The following is a 14906-nucleotide window of genomic DNA, read 5'->3' as shown; positions in this document are numbered from 1 at the left end:
CTGCCTTGTGTGACCATTGAAGGTTGAGTTCATAGTGGTCGTGAGATCGCGCCGCCCCACGCTCGCCGGTGAGCTGCTGGTGCTTCAGCTCGCCATCGTGGTGGTCGTGCTGGTCGCGGTGGCCGCCGTCTCGCTGGCGCAGTCCGAGGCCACGTTCGACCGGGTCGAGGGCCGCCGGGTGACCGCACTCGCCGAGGAGATGGCCGGCAACCCCCTGCTGCGCACCCAGCTCGTGCTGCCCGCGCCCGGTGAAGTGCTGGCGCCGCTGCTGCAGACCACGCGGACCCGGTCGAACGTCACCTCGGTCACCGTCGCCGACGCGGACGGCGAGATCGTGGCCGCCACCAACCCCACCCTGGTCGGCACCCGGCTCCCGGTCGAAGGAGCGAACGTCGCGCGGGCCCGCGGCTGGTCGGGAGAGCTCGCGGTGGCCGGGGGCCGAGAACTGGTCGCCCAGGCGCCGGTGCTCGCCGAGCACGTCGACCATGTCGGCGAGCACATCGGCACGGTCATGATCGGACGGGCCTCACCGTCGGTCTGGCAGCGCCTGAGCGGGGCGTCCTCCTATCTGCTCGCCTACCTCGGCACCGCGAGCGTGCTCGGTGTGGCCGGGTCCTGGCTGCTGGCCCGCCGCATCAAACGGCAGACCCTCGGCCTGGAACCCCGCGAGATCGCCGGTCTCGCCGAGCATCGTGAGGCCATGCTGTTCGGGCTCGCCGAAGGAGTGGTCGCCCTCGACCCGCGGCTGCGGCTCACGCTGGTCAACGAGGTCGGCCGCGCTCTGCTGGACCTGCCCGAGAACTGCGTCGGGATGAGCCTGGCCGATCTGGGGATCGAGGGCAGGCTCTACGACGTCCTGGCCGGGACCGGTGGTGACCGCGGCGCCGGGCAGCGCGACGAGGTGGTCGTGCGGCGGGGCCGGGTGCTGGTGATGAACCGTATGGAGGTCACCAAGGACGGCCGACGCCTCGGCTCCGTGACGACGCTCCGTGACCGCACCGAACTGGCTCGGATGGAGCGGGAGTTGGGGTCCTTCCGCAGCAGCACCGAGCTGCTGCGCGCCCAGGCGCACGAGTTCTCCAACCAGCTGCACACCATCTCCGGGCTGATCCAGATCGGCGAGCACGACGAGGTCGTACGGTATGTCCGCGCCCTGCGCAAGCACCGCGAGTCGCTCGATCTGACCCTCACCAGCCGGGTCCGGGACCGGGCCGTCGCCGCGCTGCTGATGGCCAAGTCCGCGCTGGCGGCGGAGCGCCGGGTACAGCTGCGGATCTCCGAACGCACGGCCCTGGACCGGTTGGAGCCGATGGACTCCGCGGACGTGGCCACCGTGCTCGGCAACCTCGTCGACAATGCCCTCGACGCGGCGGCGGCCTCGGAACGTGCCGACGGCGCCTGGGTGGAGGTCGAGCTGAGCCAGGACGCCTCCTGCGTGGAGATCGTGGTCCGTGACTCGGGCCCGGGTGTGGCTCCCGAGCTCGCCCAGGAGGTCTTTTCCCACGGCTTCACCACGAAGGCCGCGCAGGGCGGTGTCCGGGGCATCGGCCTGGCCCTCACCCGGCTGGTCTGTACGCGCAGGGGCGGCGAGGTGTCGGTGACCAACACGGAGACGGGCGCGGTGTTCACGGCTCGGATGTCCGTGGGCCGGCCGGCCGAGCGGGAGACGGAGGAGATCCGGTGATCGACGTACTCGTGGTCGAGGACGACTTCATGGTGGCGCGCATCCACCGTGGATTCGTCGACAGCGTCGAGGGCTTCCGGGTCGTCGGCACGGCGAACTGCGGGGAACAGGCTCTCACCGCCGTCGCCGAGCTGGAGCCCGACCTGGTGCTGCTCGACCTCTATCTGCCCGACATCTTCGGCTTGGACGTCGTCCCCCGGCTGCGGACCGCCGGTCACGACTGCGACGTGATGGTGATCAGCGCCGCCCGCGAGGCGGAGGCGGTGCGCCGTGCCGTACGCCAGGGCGTCGTGGACTATCTGCTGAAACCGTTCGACGCCGAGGAGCTCAAGGACCGGCTGGAACGCTACAGCGCCCGGCGCGGCGACCTGTGCGCCGGGACGGTGAGCGGACAGGCCGACGTGGACCGGGCGCTGGGCCGGGTAGCCGCGCCGACGGTGGCGCCCACGCTGCCGAAGGGCATGAGCGTGGAGACCTCGGAGCTGGTCGAACGCGCGCTGCGCGCGGTCGACGGAACCCTGTCCGCCGCGGAGTGCGCGGAACGGGTCGGCATCTCCCGGGTCAGCGCCCGCCGCTACCTCGAACACCTCACCGTCACAGGCCGGGCGGCGGTGTCCCTGCGCTATGGCCACGCGGGCCGCCCCGAACGCCGGTATCACTGGCACGGCGGGTGAGTGAACGGGCGGGCGGGCGGCGGTGGTTGGTGACGGCGGGCGGCGCCTGGGCGACGCTGGTCGGGTGACGGCTGGTGGTGACGGCGGTCGGGTGACGGCCAGTGGTCACGGCGGGTCGGCGATGGCGGGCGGTGCCGGGGGTGGGGGACGGCTGGTGACGGCGGTCGGGTGACGGCTGGTGGGAGGGCCTTGTGGTGACGACGTGTGGGTGACGGTCGGTGGTCACGGCGGGTCGGCGATGGCGGGCGGTGCCGGGGGTGGGGGACGGCTGGTGACGGCGGTCGGGTGACGGCTGGTGGGAGGGCCTTGTGGTGACGACGTGTGGGTGACGGCCGGTGGTCACGGCGAGTCAGTGACGCTGGTCTGGTGCCGGGGGTCGGTGACGGCGGTCGGGTGACGGCTGGTGGTGGCGCCGGGTCGAGGCTGGCCGGTGGTGGTGCCGGGCCGTGCCGGGGGTCGGAGATCATGGCGAGCCTCCGCCCCGCCGCCCTCAGCCTCACCCCGGATGGGGCCATGCGGGACCCGACCTTCTATCTCGACTGGCTCGCCCGGTCACCGCTGGCCACCGACGGCAAGGTCGGTGTCCAGCGGCGACTGCATGGGCGCGGGGCTCGCCCTGCGCACCGCCGGCACCCACCCCGACCGGGTCGCCGCGGCGGCCGGCTTCCACGGCGCGCTCCTCGCCACCGACGCCCCGGACAGCCCTCACCTCCCCGCCGACCGCATCACCGCCGAGCTCTACTTCGGCCACGCCGACCAGGACTCCACCAACCCGGCCGACCAGACAGCCCGCCTCGACAAGACCTTCACCGCCGCGGGCGTCCGCGTGTCGCAGAATATATCGGGAGCCGATATATTCTGTTCCATGGCATCGAGGAACATGACACAGGCGGCGTTCTTCGTCCTCACCGCCCTGGCGGACGAACCGCGGCACGGTTACGGCATCCTGCGCGAGGTCGAGGAACTCTCCGCCGGAGCGGTGCAGATGCGGGTCGGCACGCTGTACGGCGTGCTGGACCGGCTGACCGCGGACGCTCTGATCGTGCTGGACCGCGAGGAGGTCCACGACGGCCGCCTCCGGCGCTACTACCGCCTCACCGACGAGGGCATGCGAGCCCTCGACGCCGAGGCGGAGCGGATGGCCGCGGGCGCCAGCGCCGCCAAGCAGCGGATCGCCGACGGCCGCAAGGCCACCGGCACCCCGCCCGTCACCGGACCGGGACTCGCGGGAGGCCTCGCATGACGACCCTGCTCGAAGCGCGCTACCGCACCGTGCTGCGGCTGCTCCCCGCCTACTACCGCAGGGACCGGGAGGAGGAGATGGTCGAGGTCTATCTGTGGGACGTCGACCGCGACACCCAGGACCAGAGCAGGCCCACGCTCGGGGAGGTGGCCAGCATCGCCGCCCTCGCCGTGCGCAGCAGGCTGGCCACCGTCGGCGCGCCCCGGCGCTACGCCCTGCTCGGCGCCGCCGTCCGGCGTTTCGCGCTGTACGCCGTACTGCTCCAGGCCGCCGCCGTCGTCTCCGACGAGATCCTGCGGGTGACCTGGTCGGCCTCCCGCGGCGCGCGTGAATGGGACATGTTCCTGACGGGCTTCACCGGTGGCGGCCCGACGGAGACCGTCGTCACCATCGCCGGCTGGGTGCTGCCGTTGCTGTGGACGGTCGGGTTCTTCGCCCTCGTCCACGACCGCCGGCGCCTCGCCCGGGCCGCCGTTCTGCTGGCCGCGCTGCCCTCGCTGTGGCCGCTGATCGCGCCGCTGGTGAGCGACTGGTCGGCGTCCGACCCGTGGTTCGCCACCGCCAACGCGCTGTTCGCCTGGCTGCCGGCCCTCGCCGTGTGCGCCGCGTACCACCGCGACGCGCCGCAGGCCACGCTGCCCGGCGATGCCCCCGGCCTCGCCTTCCTGGCCTGCTGCGTCGTCACGGGCGCCTCTGTCGCCGTCCTGCCCGCCATGGCCGACATCGCCTGGGCGCCCGCGACCTGCTTCGTGCTCGCCGTCCTGGGCTGGCTGCTGCTGGGTGCCCGCCGCGCGGAACCGGGCGCCGGGAGCAGTGCCCTGGCCCTGGCCGTACTGGGCCTGCTGATCCTCGCGGTGCGGGTGGCGGCACTGTTCCCGTGGCTCGGCTTCCCCCTGCCCGCCGTGTTCCTCGTCGGGGCGGTCGCCCAGGCGGCCGCCCTCGCTCTGCTGGTCGTGGTGCTGGGGGTGCTGGCCAGGCGCGACCTCAGCTGTGGAACTTGATGTAGCCGTTCCGGTCCGGGTCGGAGCCGCTCTTGGTGTAGGAGTGCACGTCGGCCCGGCTGCCGGAGGGCTTGTACAGGTAGATCGTGTCCTTGTCGTTGTTCCATATGAAGTTGCAGTTGTCGCGGTACACGACGTTCTTGGCGTCGGAGTCGGAGCCGTTGCCGCCGCGGAGCTTCACGTAGTCACCGGGCTGGAGGTAGTGGTTCGCGGTGAACTCGAAGAAGTTGCCGACCGCGTCCTCGACGACGTAGCCCTTCAGGTTCACGGTCCTGCTCGACGAGTAGTTCTTGACGGTCAGATACTCGTCCTTGGTGTTCCCCGTGGAGCAGTTGTTGGAGTCGCTGCCGGGCGCGTCGTACTGGACACCGCGGATCTTCAGCGCGGACGTGTACTCGGTGGCCTGGGCCGGTACGGCAGTGAGCGCGATCAGTGTGCCCGCGGCGGCGGCGGTCGTGGCGGCAAGGCGTATACGCATGACAAGGCCCCCCTTGTAAAGGTTCAGTGAAGAAGAACCTGGAGCGTATACAGCCTTGCCGTGCGATCACGGCGGATTCCCCGAAACGTGACCTTCAGTGCGGGTACGCGCGTGGCGGCCGCTGCCGTGGCAGTTCGTCACGGAACTCCGCGATGACGGAACTGATCTGGCGCATCAGCGCGGTGTCCTCGAGCCGGTCCAGGTAGAGGTTGCGGCGGGCGAGAGCCGGGGCGTCGACGCAGAAGTACAGGGCCATGAGCGGATTGATGAACAGCTCGCTGTTGCGGGTCCGGTCGGTGAAGCGGACGTCTCCGAAGTCGCCGCGCACGGCCGCGGCGACGGAGCCGTTGACGATGCTCGGATGCTCCGGGGTGCACTCCTGGGCATGGGCCACCGCGTCGAGGTAGAGGGCGCCTTCGCGGCTTTCGCGCGGCAGGGAGAACGCGCCCAGATAGCCACCCTCGCGGTCCAGCGCGGCCAGGTTCTCCAGGACCAGGGAGTGGTTGACGCCGTGGTAGGCGTCCACCCCGAACCCGAGGCACGCCACGAATCGTTCGGGTATGTCCTCCAGCCCCGCCACCGCGGCCAGGCTCGCCATGTCCTCCTCCGGGGTGCCGAGCCCGTGCTCGTCGCCCCGCAGCAGGATGTCGGTCCCGCCGTCCACCAGCACGATCGCGTCCACCGGGCCGAGGTGGTCGAGGAGCGTGCGGTAGGCGGCCCGGAGCGGCTTTACGCCGGTGCGCGGGAAGGCGTACACCGTCGCGGGCAGGCCCTGGCGGTCCAGCCACTGGGCGAGGGAGCGCTCGGGGAAGTAGTCGCCGCGGGCGGCGGTGTCGGGGCGCACGGCGGCGACGTCCACGTCCAGCCACACGTCCGTGTCGAGGCCGTACAGGTCCGAGAACGACAGGTTGGCCAGATGTACTTCCTTTCCGGCCGCCCTCAGCGCGAGGGCCAGCGGAAGACCGGCATAGATGTCGAAACCGCCGCCCGCACCGGCGACGAGTACCCGTCGCGCGGCACGAAGACGCGTGAAGAGGGCAGGCTCATGGAGGGAGAACACCGCAGGACGCTAACAGGTGATCTTCCGTCCATGGGGTTGTGGGAGCGCTCCCAACTATGCAGGATGCTGCGATGACTTCGTCAGCCGTGATCCGCTCGTACCGTCCCGAGGACCGAGCCGCCCTCGAGGGCATCTGCATTCGCACCGCGCACAACGGCCTGGACAGCCGCCCCGTGTACGCGGACCCCGGAATCCTTCCGGTGATCTTCGCGACTCCCTACGCCGAACTGGAACCGGACCTCGTGTTCGTGCTGGACGACGGGCAAGGGCGGGCGGTCGGCTACATCCTCGGCACCGCCGACACGGCCCGCTTCGCCGACGACTTCCGCGAGAAGTGGCTCCCTCTGGTCGCCGACCGCTACCCGGAACGCGGCGGCCCGCCCGCCACCCCCGACGAGGCGATGATCCCGCTGCTGCACCACCCCGAGCGCATGGTCGTCCCCGAACTCGCCGCCTACCCCGCCCACCTGCACATCGACCTGCTCCCCGAGTGGCAGGGCCGCGGTCACGGCCGAGAGCTGATGCGGACCTTCCTGCGGGCCCTGCGGGACCGCGGGGTGCCGGCCGTGCATCTGGTGATGGCGACGGCCAACGTCCCGGCCCGCGCCTTCTACGACCGCCTCGGCTTCCATGAGATCGACGTCCCCAACCTGGGCGGCCCGGTCGCCTGCCTGGGACGTACGACGGGAGAACTCGACCGTCTCTAGGGGCCATTGAAGTACGGTGACTGTCGAACTACGATAATCATCGAACTTCAGGCTTCAGGGGGAATGCGTCATGACCAGAACCGTGCGGTTCCATGAACTCGGCGGGCCCGAGGTGCTGCGGCTGGAGGATGTGCCGGTCGGCGAACCCGGCGCCGGCGAGCTGCTGATCCGCGTGGACGCCATCGGTCTCAACCGGGCCGAAGTGCTGTTCCGCAGCGGCCAGTACATCGAACCTGCCCGGCTCCCCGCCCGGCTCGGCATCGAGGCCGCGGGCATCGTCGAGGCGGTCGGCGCGGACGTGACGGGGTTCGCGATCGGCCAACAGGTCAGTGTGGTGCCGGCGTTCTCCATGAACGACTTCGGGGTCTACGCCGAGCGCGCCGTCGTCCCCGCCAGGGCGGTACTGCGCCGCCCCGACGGGCTCGACGCCATCGCCGGGGCCGCGGTGTGGATGCCGTACATGACGGCCTACGGCGCGCTGGTCGAGGTCGGCGGGGCGCGGGCCGGGGACACCGTCGTCCTGACGGCCGCGTCCAGCAGCGTGGGCCTGGCCGCCATCCAGGTCGCCCGCAGCGTCGGCGCGGTCCCCGTCGCCACCACCCGCACCCGGGCCAAGAGGGAGGCGCTGCTGAAGGCGGGTGCGGCCGAGGTGATCGTGACCGCGGAGGACGACGTCGTCGGCCGGGTGCTGGAGCTGACGGCGGGGCGCGGCGCCGAGTTCGTCTTCGACGCCGTCGCCGGTCCGGGCGTGGTGGACCTGGCCCGGGTGGTCGCCCCCGGCGGCACACTGTTCCTGTACGGCGCACTGAGCGGAGAGCCTACGCCGTATCCCGGGTTCGACCTCGGCATGCCCGCGCTGAACATGCGCACCTACACCCTCCCCGAGACGACACGGGACCCCGAACGGCTGCGCCGCGCCGAGGCGTTCGTCACCGCCGGTCTGAGCACAGGTGTCTTCGCACCCGTCGTGGACCGCGTCTTCGCCCTGGACGAGATCGCCGAGGCGCACCGGTACATGGAGGCGGGCTCGCAGGTCGGGAAGATCGTCGTCACCGTGGAGCACTGAGACGCGTGACGGGGCCGGGGGGCGCCCCCCGGCCCCGTCACGTCGTACGGAACAACTCGCTTACGCGCCGCTCGCCTTGAGCATGTCCTCACGCTCGACGAGCTTCACCCGCTCGCGGCCCTGCGGCTCGCCCAGCGCCTTCTCGGCGGCGTCCAGCTTGTACCAGCCCTCCCAGGTGGTGACACGGAGCTCGCGCTCGGCGAGGAACGCCTCCACGGCCTCCGGCTCGGGAGAGGCCGGCGTCTGCAGACGGTCGTTCGCGAAGTCGTCCAGCAGGTTCGCCACGGTCTCGTTGGCGTCGCCCTTGGTGTGGCCGATGAGGCCCACCGGACCGCGCCGGATCCAGCCGGTGACGTACACGGACTGAAGGTGCGCGCCGCTCTCCTGGATGACGCGGCCGCCCTCGTCCGGGACGGTGCCCGAGCCGATGTCCCAGGGCAGCTTGGGCAGCTTGTCGGAGAGGTAACCGACCGCGCGGTAGACCGCGTTGACGTCCCAGTCGGTGAACTGCCCGGTGCCCTTGACGTTGCCGGTGCCGTCCAGCTCGGTGCGCTCGGTGCGCAGACCGACGACCTTGCCGTCCTCGCCGAGTATCTCCGTCGGAGACTCGAAGAAGTGCAGGAAGAGCTTGTGCGGGCGGTCGCCGATGTCGCGGATGGCCCAGTTCTCCAGGGTCTTGGCGACCATGTCGACCTGCTTGTTGCCCCGCCGCTCGGCGATCGAGCCCTCGTCGTAGTCGATGTCCTCGGGGTTGACGATGACCTCGATGTTGGGGGAGTGGTCCAGCTCGCGCAGCTCCATCGGGCTGAACTTCGCCTGCGCCGGGCCACGGCGGCCGAAGACGTGGATCTCGACGGCCTTGTTCGCCTTGAGGCCCTCGTAGACGTTCGGCGGGATCTCGGTCGGCAGCAGCTCGTCGGCCGTCTTCGCGAGGATGCGGGAGATGTCGAGCGCCACGTTGCCCACGCCCAGGACGGCGACCTTCTCGGCCTCCAGCGGCCAGGTGCGCGGCACGTCCGGGTGGCCGTCGTACCAGGAGGCGAAGTCGGCGGCGCCGTAGGAGCCGTCGAGCTCGACACCGGGGATCCTCAGCTCGCGGTCCGCCATGGCGCCGGTCGAGAAGATCACGCCGTCGTAGAACGCGCGCAGGTCGTCCAGGTGGATGTCGGTGCCGTAGTCCACGTTGCCGAAGAGACGGACCTGCGGCTTGTCGAGAACCTGGTGCAGGGCCTTGATGATGCCCTTGATGCGGGGGTGGTCGGGAGCGACGCCGTACCGGATCAGCCCGAACGGGGCGGGCATCCGCTCGAAGATGTCGATGGAAACACCGGGCTCGGTGGCCACGTCGGACTTGAGCAGAGCGTCGGCGGCGTAGATGCCGGCCGGGCCGGCGCCGACGATGGCTACCCGCAGGGGGCGGGGCATGATCAGGTTCCCTTCGAGTGGCGACAAAGCGATCTCGTCGGGAAGCCTAAACTAAGGCAAGCCTAAGCTGGTACGCGGGTCCGATCTATGAGCTCATAAGGCTACTTTATGACCTCGACGGGCTGTGTGAGCACTCTCCCATGCCGGACGGGAACTCGATCGCGGGCATCGGCCAACAGCAGTCGACCATGCCCATGACTTCGAGGGAACCGCATGCAATCGACAGGCGATCCGAGCGTCGCAGACCTTCCCGACGTCGTTCCCCGCGACGGCGTCGAGTCCGACGCCTCGGTCGTCGAGCGTTCGCAGGAGGAGCCCGACGCCTTCGAGATCCTCTTCCACCGATACGCCGACGACATCCACCGCTACGCGGCCCGACGCCTCGGCGTCGAGGCGGCCGACGACCTGATGGCCGAGACCTTCGTCATCGCGTTCCAGCAGCGCCACCGCTACGACCTGTCACGGCCGCAGGCCCGCCCGTGGCTCTACGGGATCGTCACCAACCTCGTCGGCCAGCACCGGCGCGCCGAGGCGCGGCGGTTGAGGGCGTTCTCGCGCGTCGCCTCGACGGGGGCCGGTGACGGCGGCGAGGCGCTGGCCGACCGGGTCGTGGCGAGGGTCGGTGCCGAGCACTCCCGCGCTCAACTGGCGGGTGCGCTCGCGAAGTTGCCCGCGCGGTACCGGGACGTGCTGCTGGTGATCGCCTGGGGCGATCTCGACTACGCCGAGGCCGCGGAGGCCCTCGGCATCCCCGTGGGCACGGTGCGCTCACGGCTCAACCGGGCGCGGACCAGGCTGCGCGACGCACTGGGCGGGGCGGACCCCACAGCCCTTCACGAGGAGAACGAGGAGACCGATCGTGGATGACCTCACTGTGGTGCGCGAGTTCGAGGCCGATGTGGCCCCGCTCACCGACGACGCCCGTTTCGCCGCCCGCGCCCGGCTGCGGCGCGAAATCGTCCGGGACGGCCGCCCGGGCGCGCTGTCCCGGCGGCTGATGCTCAGGGTCGCGGTGGTGGGGACCGCCACGGCGGCGGTCGCCGGTGGCGTGGTCGTGGCCGGCCGGCACGACGGAGGCGGGGGCGCGGATGCCTCGCGGATGGCGACGCTCAGCGCGGCCGAGCTGCTGCACAAGGCCGCGGCGCGATCCCGTGCCGACAGCGCCGGGACGCCGGTTCCGCGCGACGACCAGTACGTGTACACCAAGATGTTCATCACCCGGACCTATGTGAAGGGCGGGAAGCACCGGACCTGGACGGACGAGAGCTGGATGTCCGTGGACGGCTCCAAGCCCTCCCGGCGTCAGGAGTACGGCAAGATCCACCGCGATCCGCCGCTCGGCAAGCACGAGGTGATGTGGCCGCCGACCGAGTACGCCAAGCTGGCCAAGTGGCCGACGGACCCGGACAAGCTCCTGGACAGGTTGCGGATGGGCTTGGGCGCCGACGACACGTCGGTGAAGTGGTCGGTGGGATCGGACAAGGCCCGCGAGGCGCCGATGAGTCAGGGCGACATCGACAGGATGGCGTTCGCCAACGCCGTCCAGTTCTTCGTGGTCCCGCGGATCATGCCGCCCGGGCTGGAGGCGGCCACGTTCGAGGCGGTCGCCCGGATCCCCGGCATCCGGATCGATCGCAAGGCGGTGGACGGCCTCGGCCGCAAGGGAGTGGCCGTCTCCTACCCGGAGTTCGACTTCGCGTTCATCTTCGACGCGACGGACTACACGTACCTGGGGCTGCGTCTGAAGGGGAGCACCGCGGACGTCGTCGACGGGAAGTTCAAGCATCGCGACTGGTACCACGAGATGCGTGCCCGGGAGGAGTTGGGCGTCGTGGACCGCATCGGTCAGCGCCCGTAGCCGGACCGCGGTGCTCCGGGACGATCAGCCGATGTGGTAACTGTCCCCGTACACCTTCCAGTCCAGCGGCGGGTTCAGGTCGAGGTTGCCCGCGCGCAGGAAGACCCGCTGGGCCGTGTCGACACGGCTGGTGTCGCTGTGGGCCTCCTCCTGCTTCATGGCCCACACCCGCGCGTCCAGGAAGGCGTGCAGGTAGGTGACCTCGTCGCCGCCCTGGGCCGGGGGCCTGGCCTGATTCAGGGCGCGCCCCCGGATGTTGCGGAAGCTGGTCGGGTCGGTGCCGTCGCCGTGCATCACGATGGCGTCGTAATAGGCGAACTGGCCCAGCACGCGCAGCCCGTCGGCCTTGCCTTGGCGCACGGCCGGGTTGAAGTACACGCGGTCGCGCTCGTCGTTCTGCGCCTGCCGGAACGCCTGGTCCTGGGCGGCGCGGCGCCAGTCCCGGGGGAAGTTCGGGTCGAGTCCGGCGTGCGAGTCCGTGCCGTCGACCCGGCGGAGCGCCGGCAGGTAGGGGGCGAGGACGTTGCCGGGGCGGCGGTCGGCGTAGAGCTCGACGAGGTCGAGCATGTCGCCGGTGCCGGAGCAGAAGCCGATGATTCCGGCGGTGTAGCCGCGGCCGTCGCCGATGTCCTCGATGTACCGGTACTGCGCCTTCCAGTCGAGCGAGGAGTTCTCCGCGCTCGACACCAGCTGCATGGCGATCTCCTTCTTCGCCGGGTCGTCGAGTCCCGTCGCGGTCGTGCGGGCCGCGGCGGCTCGGGAGGTGAGCAGGGGTGCTGTCGCGAGGGACGCGCCGATCAGGGTGAGGACGGTGCGGCGCGACGCGTGCGTGGGGTGTTTCACGGCGGCTCCAAAGGGAGGTGGGGGGTGGGGAGTTGGCCGTACGTGAACTGATAGGAAGGTTTACTATCAGAGCCACGACACAATGAGAACCCGTCGCGTCAAAGGTTCGTACCTATGAACAAGGTGTGCCGGTTACGGCAGCGGCTGCTCCGCCCAGATGACCTTGCCCTCGGGTGTGTACCGCGTGCCCCAGCGCTCGGCGAGCTGCGCGACGAGGAACAGGCCGCGACCGCCCTCGTCCGTCATCGCCGCGTACCGCAGATGGGGCGAGGTGCTGCTGCTGTCGAAGACCTCGCAGATCAGGCTGCGGGCGCGCAGCACCCGCACGCGGATGGGCTCGCCGCCGTACCGGATCGCGTTGGTCACCAGCTCGCTCAGGATCAGCTCGGTGGCGAACTCCAGCTCCTCCAGCCCCCATCGGGACAACTGCCGGGTGACATCGGCGCGCACCTGTGCGACGGCCACCGGGTCGGACGGCACGTCCCACTCGGCGACCTGGTCCGCGCCGAGCGCCCGGGTGCGGGCCACGATCAGGGCGATGTCGTCGACGGCCCGGGAGGTGAGCCGGGAGTCGAGCACGGTCCGGCAGGTGTCCTCCGGCGAGTCACCGGCCCGCTCCAGGGCGGTCCGCAGGAGTTCCAGACCTACGTCGATGTCCCGCTCCCGGTCCTCGACCAGCCCGTCCGTGTAGAGCACGAGGCGGCTGCCCTCGGCCAGTTCGAGGTCGGCCGTCTCGAACGGCAGGCCGCCGAGACCCAGCGGGGGACCCGCGGGCACGTCCGGGAACTCCACGCTGCCGTCCGGGTGGATCAGGGCGGGCGGCGGGTGTCCGGCGCGGGCGACGGTGCAGATCCGGGAGACCGGGTCGTAGACGGCGTACAGACAGGTCGCTCCGGTGACCGGGGCGCTGTCGCCGTCCTGGGTCTCGTCCTGGTCGATGCGGCTGACCAGTTCGTCCAGCAGGACCAGCAGTTCGTCGGGCGGCAGGTCGAGGGCGGAGAAGTTGTGGACCGCGGTACGCAGCCGGCCCATCGTCGCCGCCGCGTACAGTCCGTGGCCGACGACGTCCCCGACGATCAGCGCCACGCGCGCGCCGGACAGCGGCAGGACGTCGAACCAGTCACCGCCCACCCCCGCCTGCGCGGGCAGGTAGCGGTAGGCGATGTCGAGGGCGTTCTGCTCGGGCAGGTTGCGCGGCAGCAGACTGCGTTGCAGCGTCACCGCCATGGTGTGCTCGCGGGTGTAGCGGCGGGCGTTGTCGATGGAGACCGCGGCCCGGGCCACCAGCTCCTCCGCCAGGGCGAGTTCGTCGGTGTCGAAGGGCTCCGGCTTCTCCGAGCGCCAGAAGTTGACCACACCCAGGACCAGGGCGCCCGCGCGCAGCGGCACCGCGATCAGCGAGTGGATGCCGAACTCCAGGACCTGCGCGGTCCGTTCGAGGTCCTGGGCCCGCCAGCCCGGGGACTCGGCCAGACGCGCTTCGAGGACGGCCTGCCCGGAGTGCAGCGCGCGGATCTGCGGCGAGGACGCGACCAGCCGCATCCGGTCGCCCACCGAGTGGAGCGGCGCGTCCTTGCGGATCCCGCTGAACGCCGTGCGGCGCAGATCGGTGCCCGAGTCCGGCTGCCCGCCGCTCAGTACGGCGTCGAACAGGTCCACGGTGACGAAGTCCGCGAACCGGGGCACGGCCAGCTCGGCCAGTTCCTCGGCGGTCCGGGTCACGTCCAGGCTGGTGCCGATGCCCACCCCGGCGTCGTACAGCATGTTCAGGCGCTCCCGTGCCGTCTCGGCCCGGCCGGACAGGGCCCGCAGTTCCGTCGAGTCGCGCAGTGTCGCCACGCTGCCGGCCGGGCCGCCCTCCAGGTCCGTGAGCCGCTGGTTGACGGCCAGCAGCCGGTCGCCGACCAGGTGCACCTCGTCCGTGGCGACCCGCCCCGAGGCCAGCAGGTCGGCGGTGTCCGCCGGAAGGCCGAGTTCGAGGACATGCCGGCCCTCGGCGTCGGCGGGCAGATGGAGCAGCCGCTCGGCCTCGTCGTTGGCGAGCAGCAGCACGCCCTCGCCGCTCACGATGAGCACGCCCTCGCGCACGGCATGCAGCACGGCGTCGTGATGCTCGTACATCTTGGTCATCTCGTGCGGTCCCAGACCGTGCGTCTGGCGCCGCAGCCGCCTGCTGACCAGGGCCGTGCCCGCCGTGGCCAGGGCGAGGCCGCCCGCCGCGGCGCCCAGCAGGAGCGGCATCTGCTCGTCCGCGGTACCGCCCACGTGCTCGGTGGTGATGCCGGCCGACACCAGCCCCACGACCTTCCCGTCGGGCGCCCTGATCGGTACGACGGCCTGCACCAGCCGGCCGATGGTCCCGTCGACCTCCTCGGTCACGACCTTCCCCGCCAGTGCGGGCGCCAGGGTGCCGACGAACTTCTTCCCGATGCGGTCCGGCTTGGGATGCGTGTAGCGGATCCCGTCGGTGTTCAGGACCACGATGAAGTCCACGCCGGTAGCCTTGCGCGCCGCCTCGGCCCGCGGCTGCAGGACCGCCGTGGGATCGGGGGCGTCGAGGGCTTCGCGGGTGCCCGGCGCGTTGGCGAACGCCTCGGCGACCGCGACCGAACGGTTGCGGGCCTCGGTCGTGCTGTCGTGCCGCACCTGCAGCACCAGCGCCACCACCGCGGCCACGACCAGCAGCAGCACGATCACGACCTGCGATACGAACACCTGTCCGGCTACGCTGCGCCCGCCCAGTGCCGACCGGGCTTCGGCGACTCGCCCGCGCCGCGACCGGCCTGCGTCACGCTGCGAGAGTCGGGCCATGTGCCATGTCTACACTGCACGGCCCCGTGAGGCGAGAGGCGTCACACACCGTGACA

At 71.1% G+C, this 14906-nt stretch carries 13 protein-coding genes and 1 pseudogene; 9 read left to right on the top strand and 5 right to left on the bottom strand.

From position 1 onward, the window contains the following. The first annotated feature begins 34 nt into the window (after window positions 1-34). From QF037_RS05955 to QF037_RS05935, 5 genes and pseudogenes are all read left to right on the top strand, one after another. Window positions 35-1684: a sensor histidine kinase gene (locus QF037_RS05955; RefSeq protein WP_307022539.1), complete on the top strand. Its 1650-nt coding sequence runs from the start codon at window positions 35-37 to the stop codon at window positions 1682-1684. After that, a complete protein-coding gene (locus QF037_RS05950) occupies window positions 1681-2358 on the top strand; it encodes a response regulator (protein WP_307022537.1) in 678 nt (225 codons plus the stop codon). Before QF037_RS05955 ends, QF037_RS05950 begins: the two co-directional genes overlap by 4 nt. Before the next feature lie 505 nt (window positions 2359-2863). Next, window positions 2864-3127, top strand: a pseudogene (locus QF037_RS05945) (dienelactone hydrolase family protein); the annotation flags it as partial. Between the two features lie 111 nt (window positions 3128-3238). Further along, complete coding sequence (locus tag QF037_RS05940) at window positions 3239-3601, top strand: PadR family transcriptional regulator (protein ID WP_307037009.1); 363 nt, start codon at window positions 3239-3241, stop codon at window positions 3599-3601. Further along, window positions 3598-4602, top strand: a complete 1005-nt coding sequence (locus QF037_RS05935; RefSeq protein WP_307022535.1) for a hypothetical protein — start codon at window positions 3598-3600, stop codon at window positions 4600-4602. The genes QF037_RS05940 and QF037_RS05935 overlap by 4 nt, the downstream gene beginning before the upstream one ends. Here the strand turns inward: QF037_RS05935 and QF037_RS05930 are convergent. Together QF037_RS05930 and QF037_RS05925 are read right to left on the bottom strand one after the other, a co-directional pair. Continuing rightward, complete coding sequence (locus QF037_RS05930) at window positions 4586-5080, bottom strand: lamin tail domain-containing protein (RefSeq protein WP_307022533.1); 495 nt, start codon at window positions 5078-5080, stop codon at window positions 4586-4588. The genes QF037_RS05935 and QF037_RS05930 overlap by 17 nt on opposite strands. 94 nt (window positions 5081-5174) lie before the next feature. Then, window positions 5175-6140 carry a DUF1152 domain-containing protein gene (locus QF037_RS05925; RefSeq protein ID WP_307022531.1) on the bottom strand — a complete coding sequence of 322 codons (966 nt, stop codon included), beginning with the start codon at window positions 6138-6140 and terminating at the stop codon, window positions 5175-5177. A gap of 71 nt (window positions 6141-6211) precedes the next feature. On the opposite strand from QF037_RS05925, the gene QF037_RS05920 reads away from it, so the two are divergent. Continuing rightward, window positions 6212-6847, top strand: a complete 636-nt coding sequence (locus QF037_RS05920) for a GNAT family N-acetyltransferase (protein WP_307022528.1) — start codon at window positions 6212-6214, stop codon at window positions 6845-6847. A 70-nt stretch (window positions 6848-6917) separates the two neighbouring features. After that, entirely contained in the window at window positions 6918-7913 is a 996-nt protein-coding gene (locus QF037_RS05915) for a zinc-dependent alcohol dehydrogenase family protein (protein ID WP_307022526.1), read from the top strand. A 60-nt stretch (window positions 7914-7973) separates the two neighbouring features. Here the strand turns inward: QF037_RS05915 and QF037_RS05910 are convergent, their stop codons facing one another. Then, the gene (locus tag QF037_RS05910; protein ID WP_307022524.1) at window positions 7974-9338 is read right to left on the bottom strand and encodes an FAD-dependent oxidoreductase; all 1365 of its coding nucleotides are present in this window, start codon (window positions 9336-9338) and stop codon (window positions 7974-7976) included. A gap of 213 nt (window positions 9339-9551) precedes the next feature. Between QF037_RS05910 and QF037_RS05905 the strand changes: the two genes are divergently transcribed. Together QF037_RS05905 and QF037_RS05900 are read left to right on the top strand one after the other, a co-directional pair. Further along, a complete protein-coding gene (locus QF037_RS05905) occupies window positions 9552-10205 on the top strand; it encodes an RNA polymerase sigma factor (protein WP_307022522.1) in 654 nt (217 codons plus the stop codon). Further along, on the top strand, window positions 10198-11196 hold the full coding sequence (locus QF037_RS05900) for a CU044_5270 family protein (RefSeq protein WP_307022520.1): 999 nt from the start codon (window positions 10198-10200) through the stop codon (window positions 11194-11196). Before QF037_RS05905 ends, QF037_RS05900 begins: the two co-directional genes overlap by 8 nt. Window positions 11197-11220: 24 nt before the next feature. Here the strand turns inward: QF037_RS05900 and QF037_RS05895 are convergent, their stop codons facing one another. Together QF037_RS05895 and QF037_RS05890 are read right to left on the bottom strand one after the other, a co-directional pair. Then, window positions 11221-12039: a chitosanase gene (locus QF037_RS05895; protein WP_307022518.1), complete on the bottom strand. Its 819-nt coding sequence runs from the start codon at window positions 12037-12039 to the stop codon at window positions 11221-11223. Between the two features lie 132 nt (window positions 12040-12171). Then, on the bottom strand, window positions 12172-14850 hold the full coding sequence (locus QF037_RS05890) for a SpoIIE family protein phosphatase/ATP-binding protein (RefSeq protein ID WP_307022515.1): 2679 nt from the start codon (window positions 14848-14850) through the stop codon (window positions 12172-12174). Between the last annotated feature and the right edge of the window lie 56 nt (window positions 14851-14906).

The sequence above is a fragment of the Streptomyces canus genome (assembly GCF_030815415.1).
Classification (GTDB): Bacteria; Actinomycetota; Actinomycetes; order Streptomycetales; family Streptomycetaceae; genus Streptomyces; species Streptomyces canus_F.
Note: the sequence above shows the minus strand (reverse complement) of the source record. Positions and strands in the feature narration are given on the sequence as shown.

Bases quoted from the DNA above. Each gene is read 5' to 3' on its own strand.
- QF037_RS05920 (WP_307022528.1), top strand. From the start codon at position 6,212: ATGACTTCGTCAGCCGTGATCCGCTCGTACCGTCCCGAGGACCGAGCC.
- QF037_RS05905 (WP_307022522.1), top strand. From the start codon at position 9,552: ATGCAATCGACAGGCGATCCGAGCGTCGCAGACCTTCCCGACGTCGTT.
- QF037_RS05910 (WP_307022524.1), bottom strand. From the start codon at position 9,338: ATGCCCCGCCCCCTGCGGGTAGCCATCGTCGGCGCCGGCCCGGCCGGC.
- QF037_RS05940 (WP_307037009.1), top strand. From the start codon at position 3,239: ATGACACAGGCGGCGTTCTTCGTCCTCACCGCCCTGGCGGACGAACCG.
- QF037_RS05930 (WP_307022533.1), bottom strand. From the start codon at position 5,080: ATGCGTATACGCCTTGCCGCCACGACCGCCGCCGCCGCGGGCACACTG.
- QF037_RS05935 (WP_307022535.1), top strand. From the start codon at position 3,598: ATGACGACCCTGCTCGAAGCGCGCTACCGCACCGTGCTGCGGCTGCTC.
- QF037_RS05890 (WP_307022515.1), bottom strand. From the start codon at position 14,850: ATGGCCCGACTCTCGCAGCGTGACGCAGGCCGGTCGCGGCGCGGGCGA.
- QF037_RS05915 (WP_307022526.1), top strand. From the start codon at position 6,918: ATGACCAGAACCGTGCGGTTCCATGAACTCGGCGGGCCCGAGGTGCTG.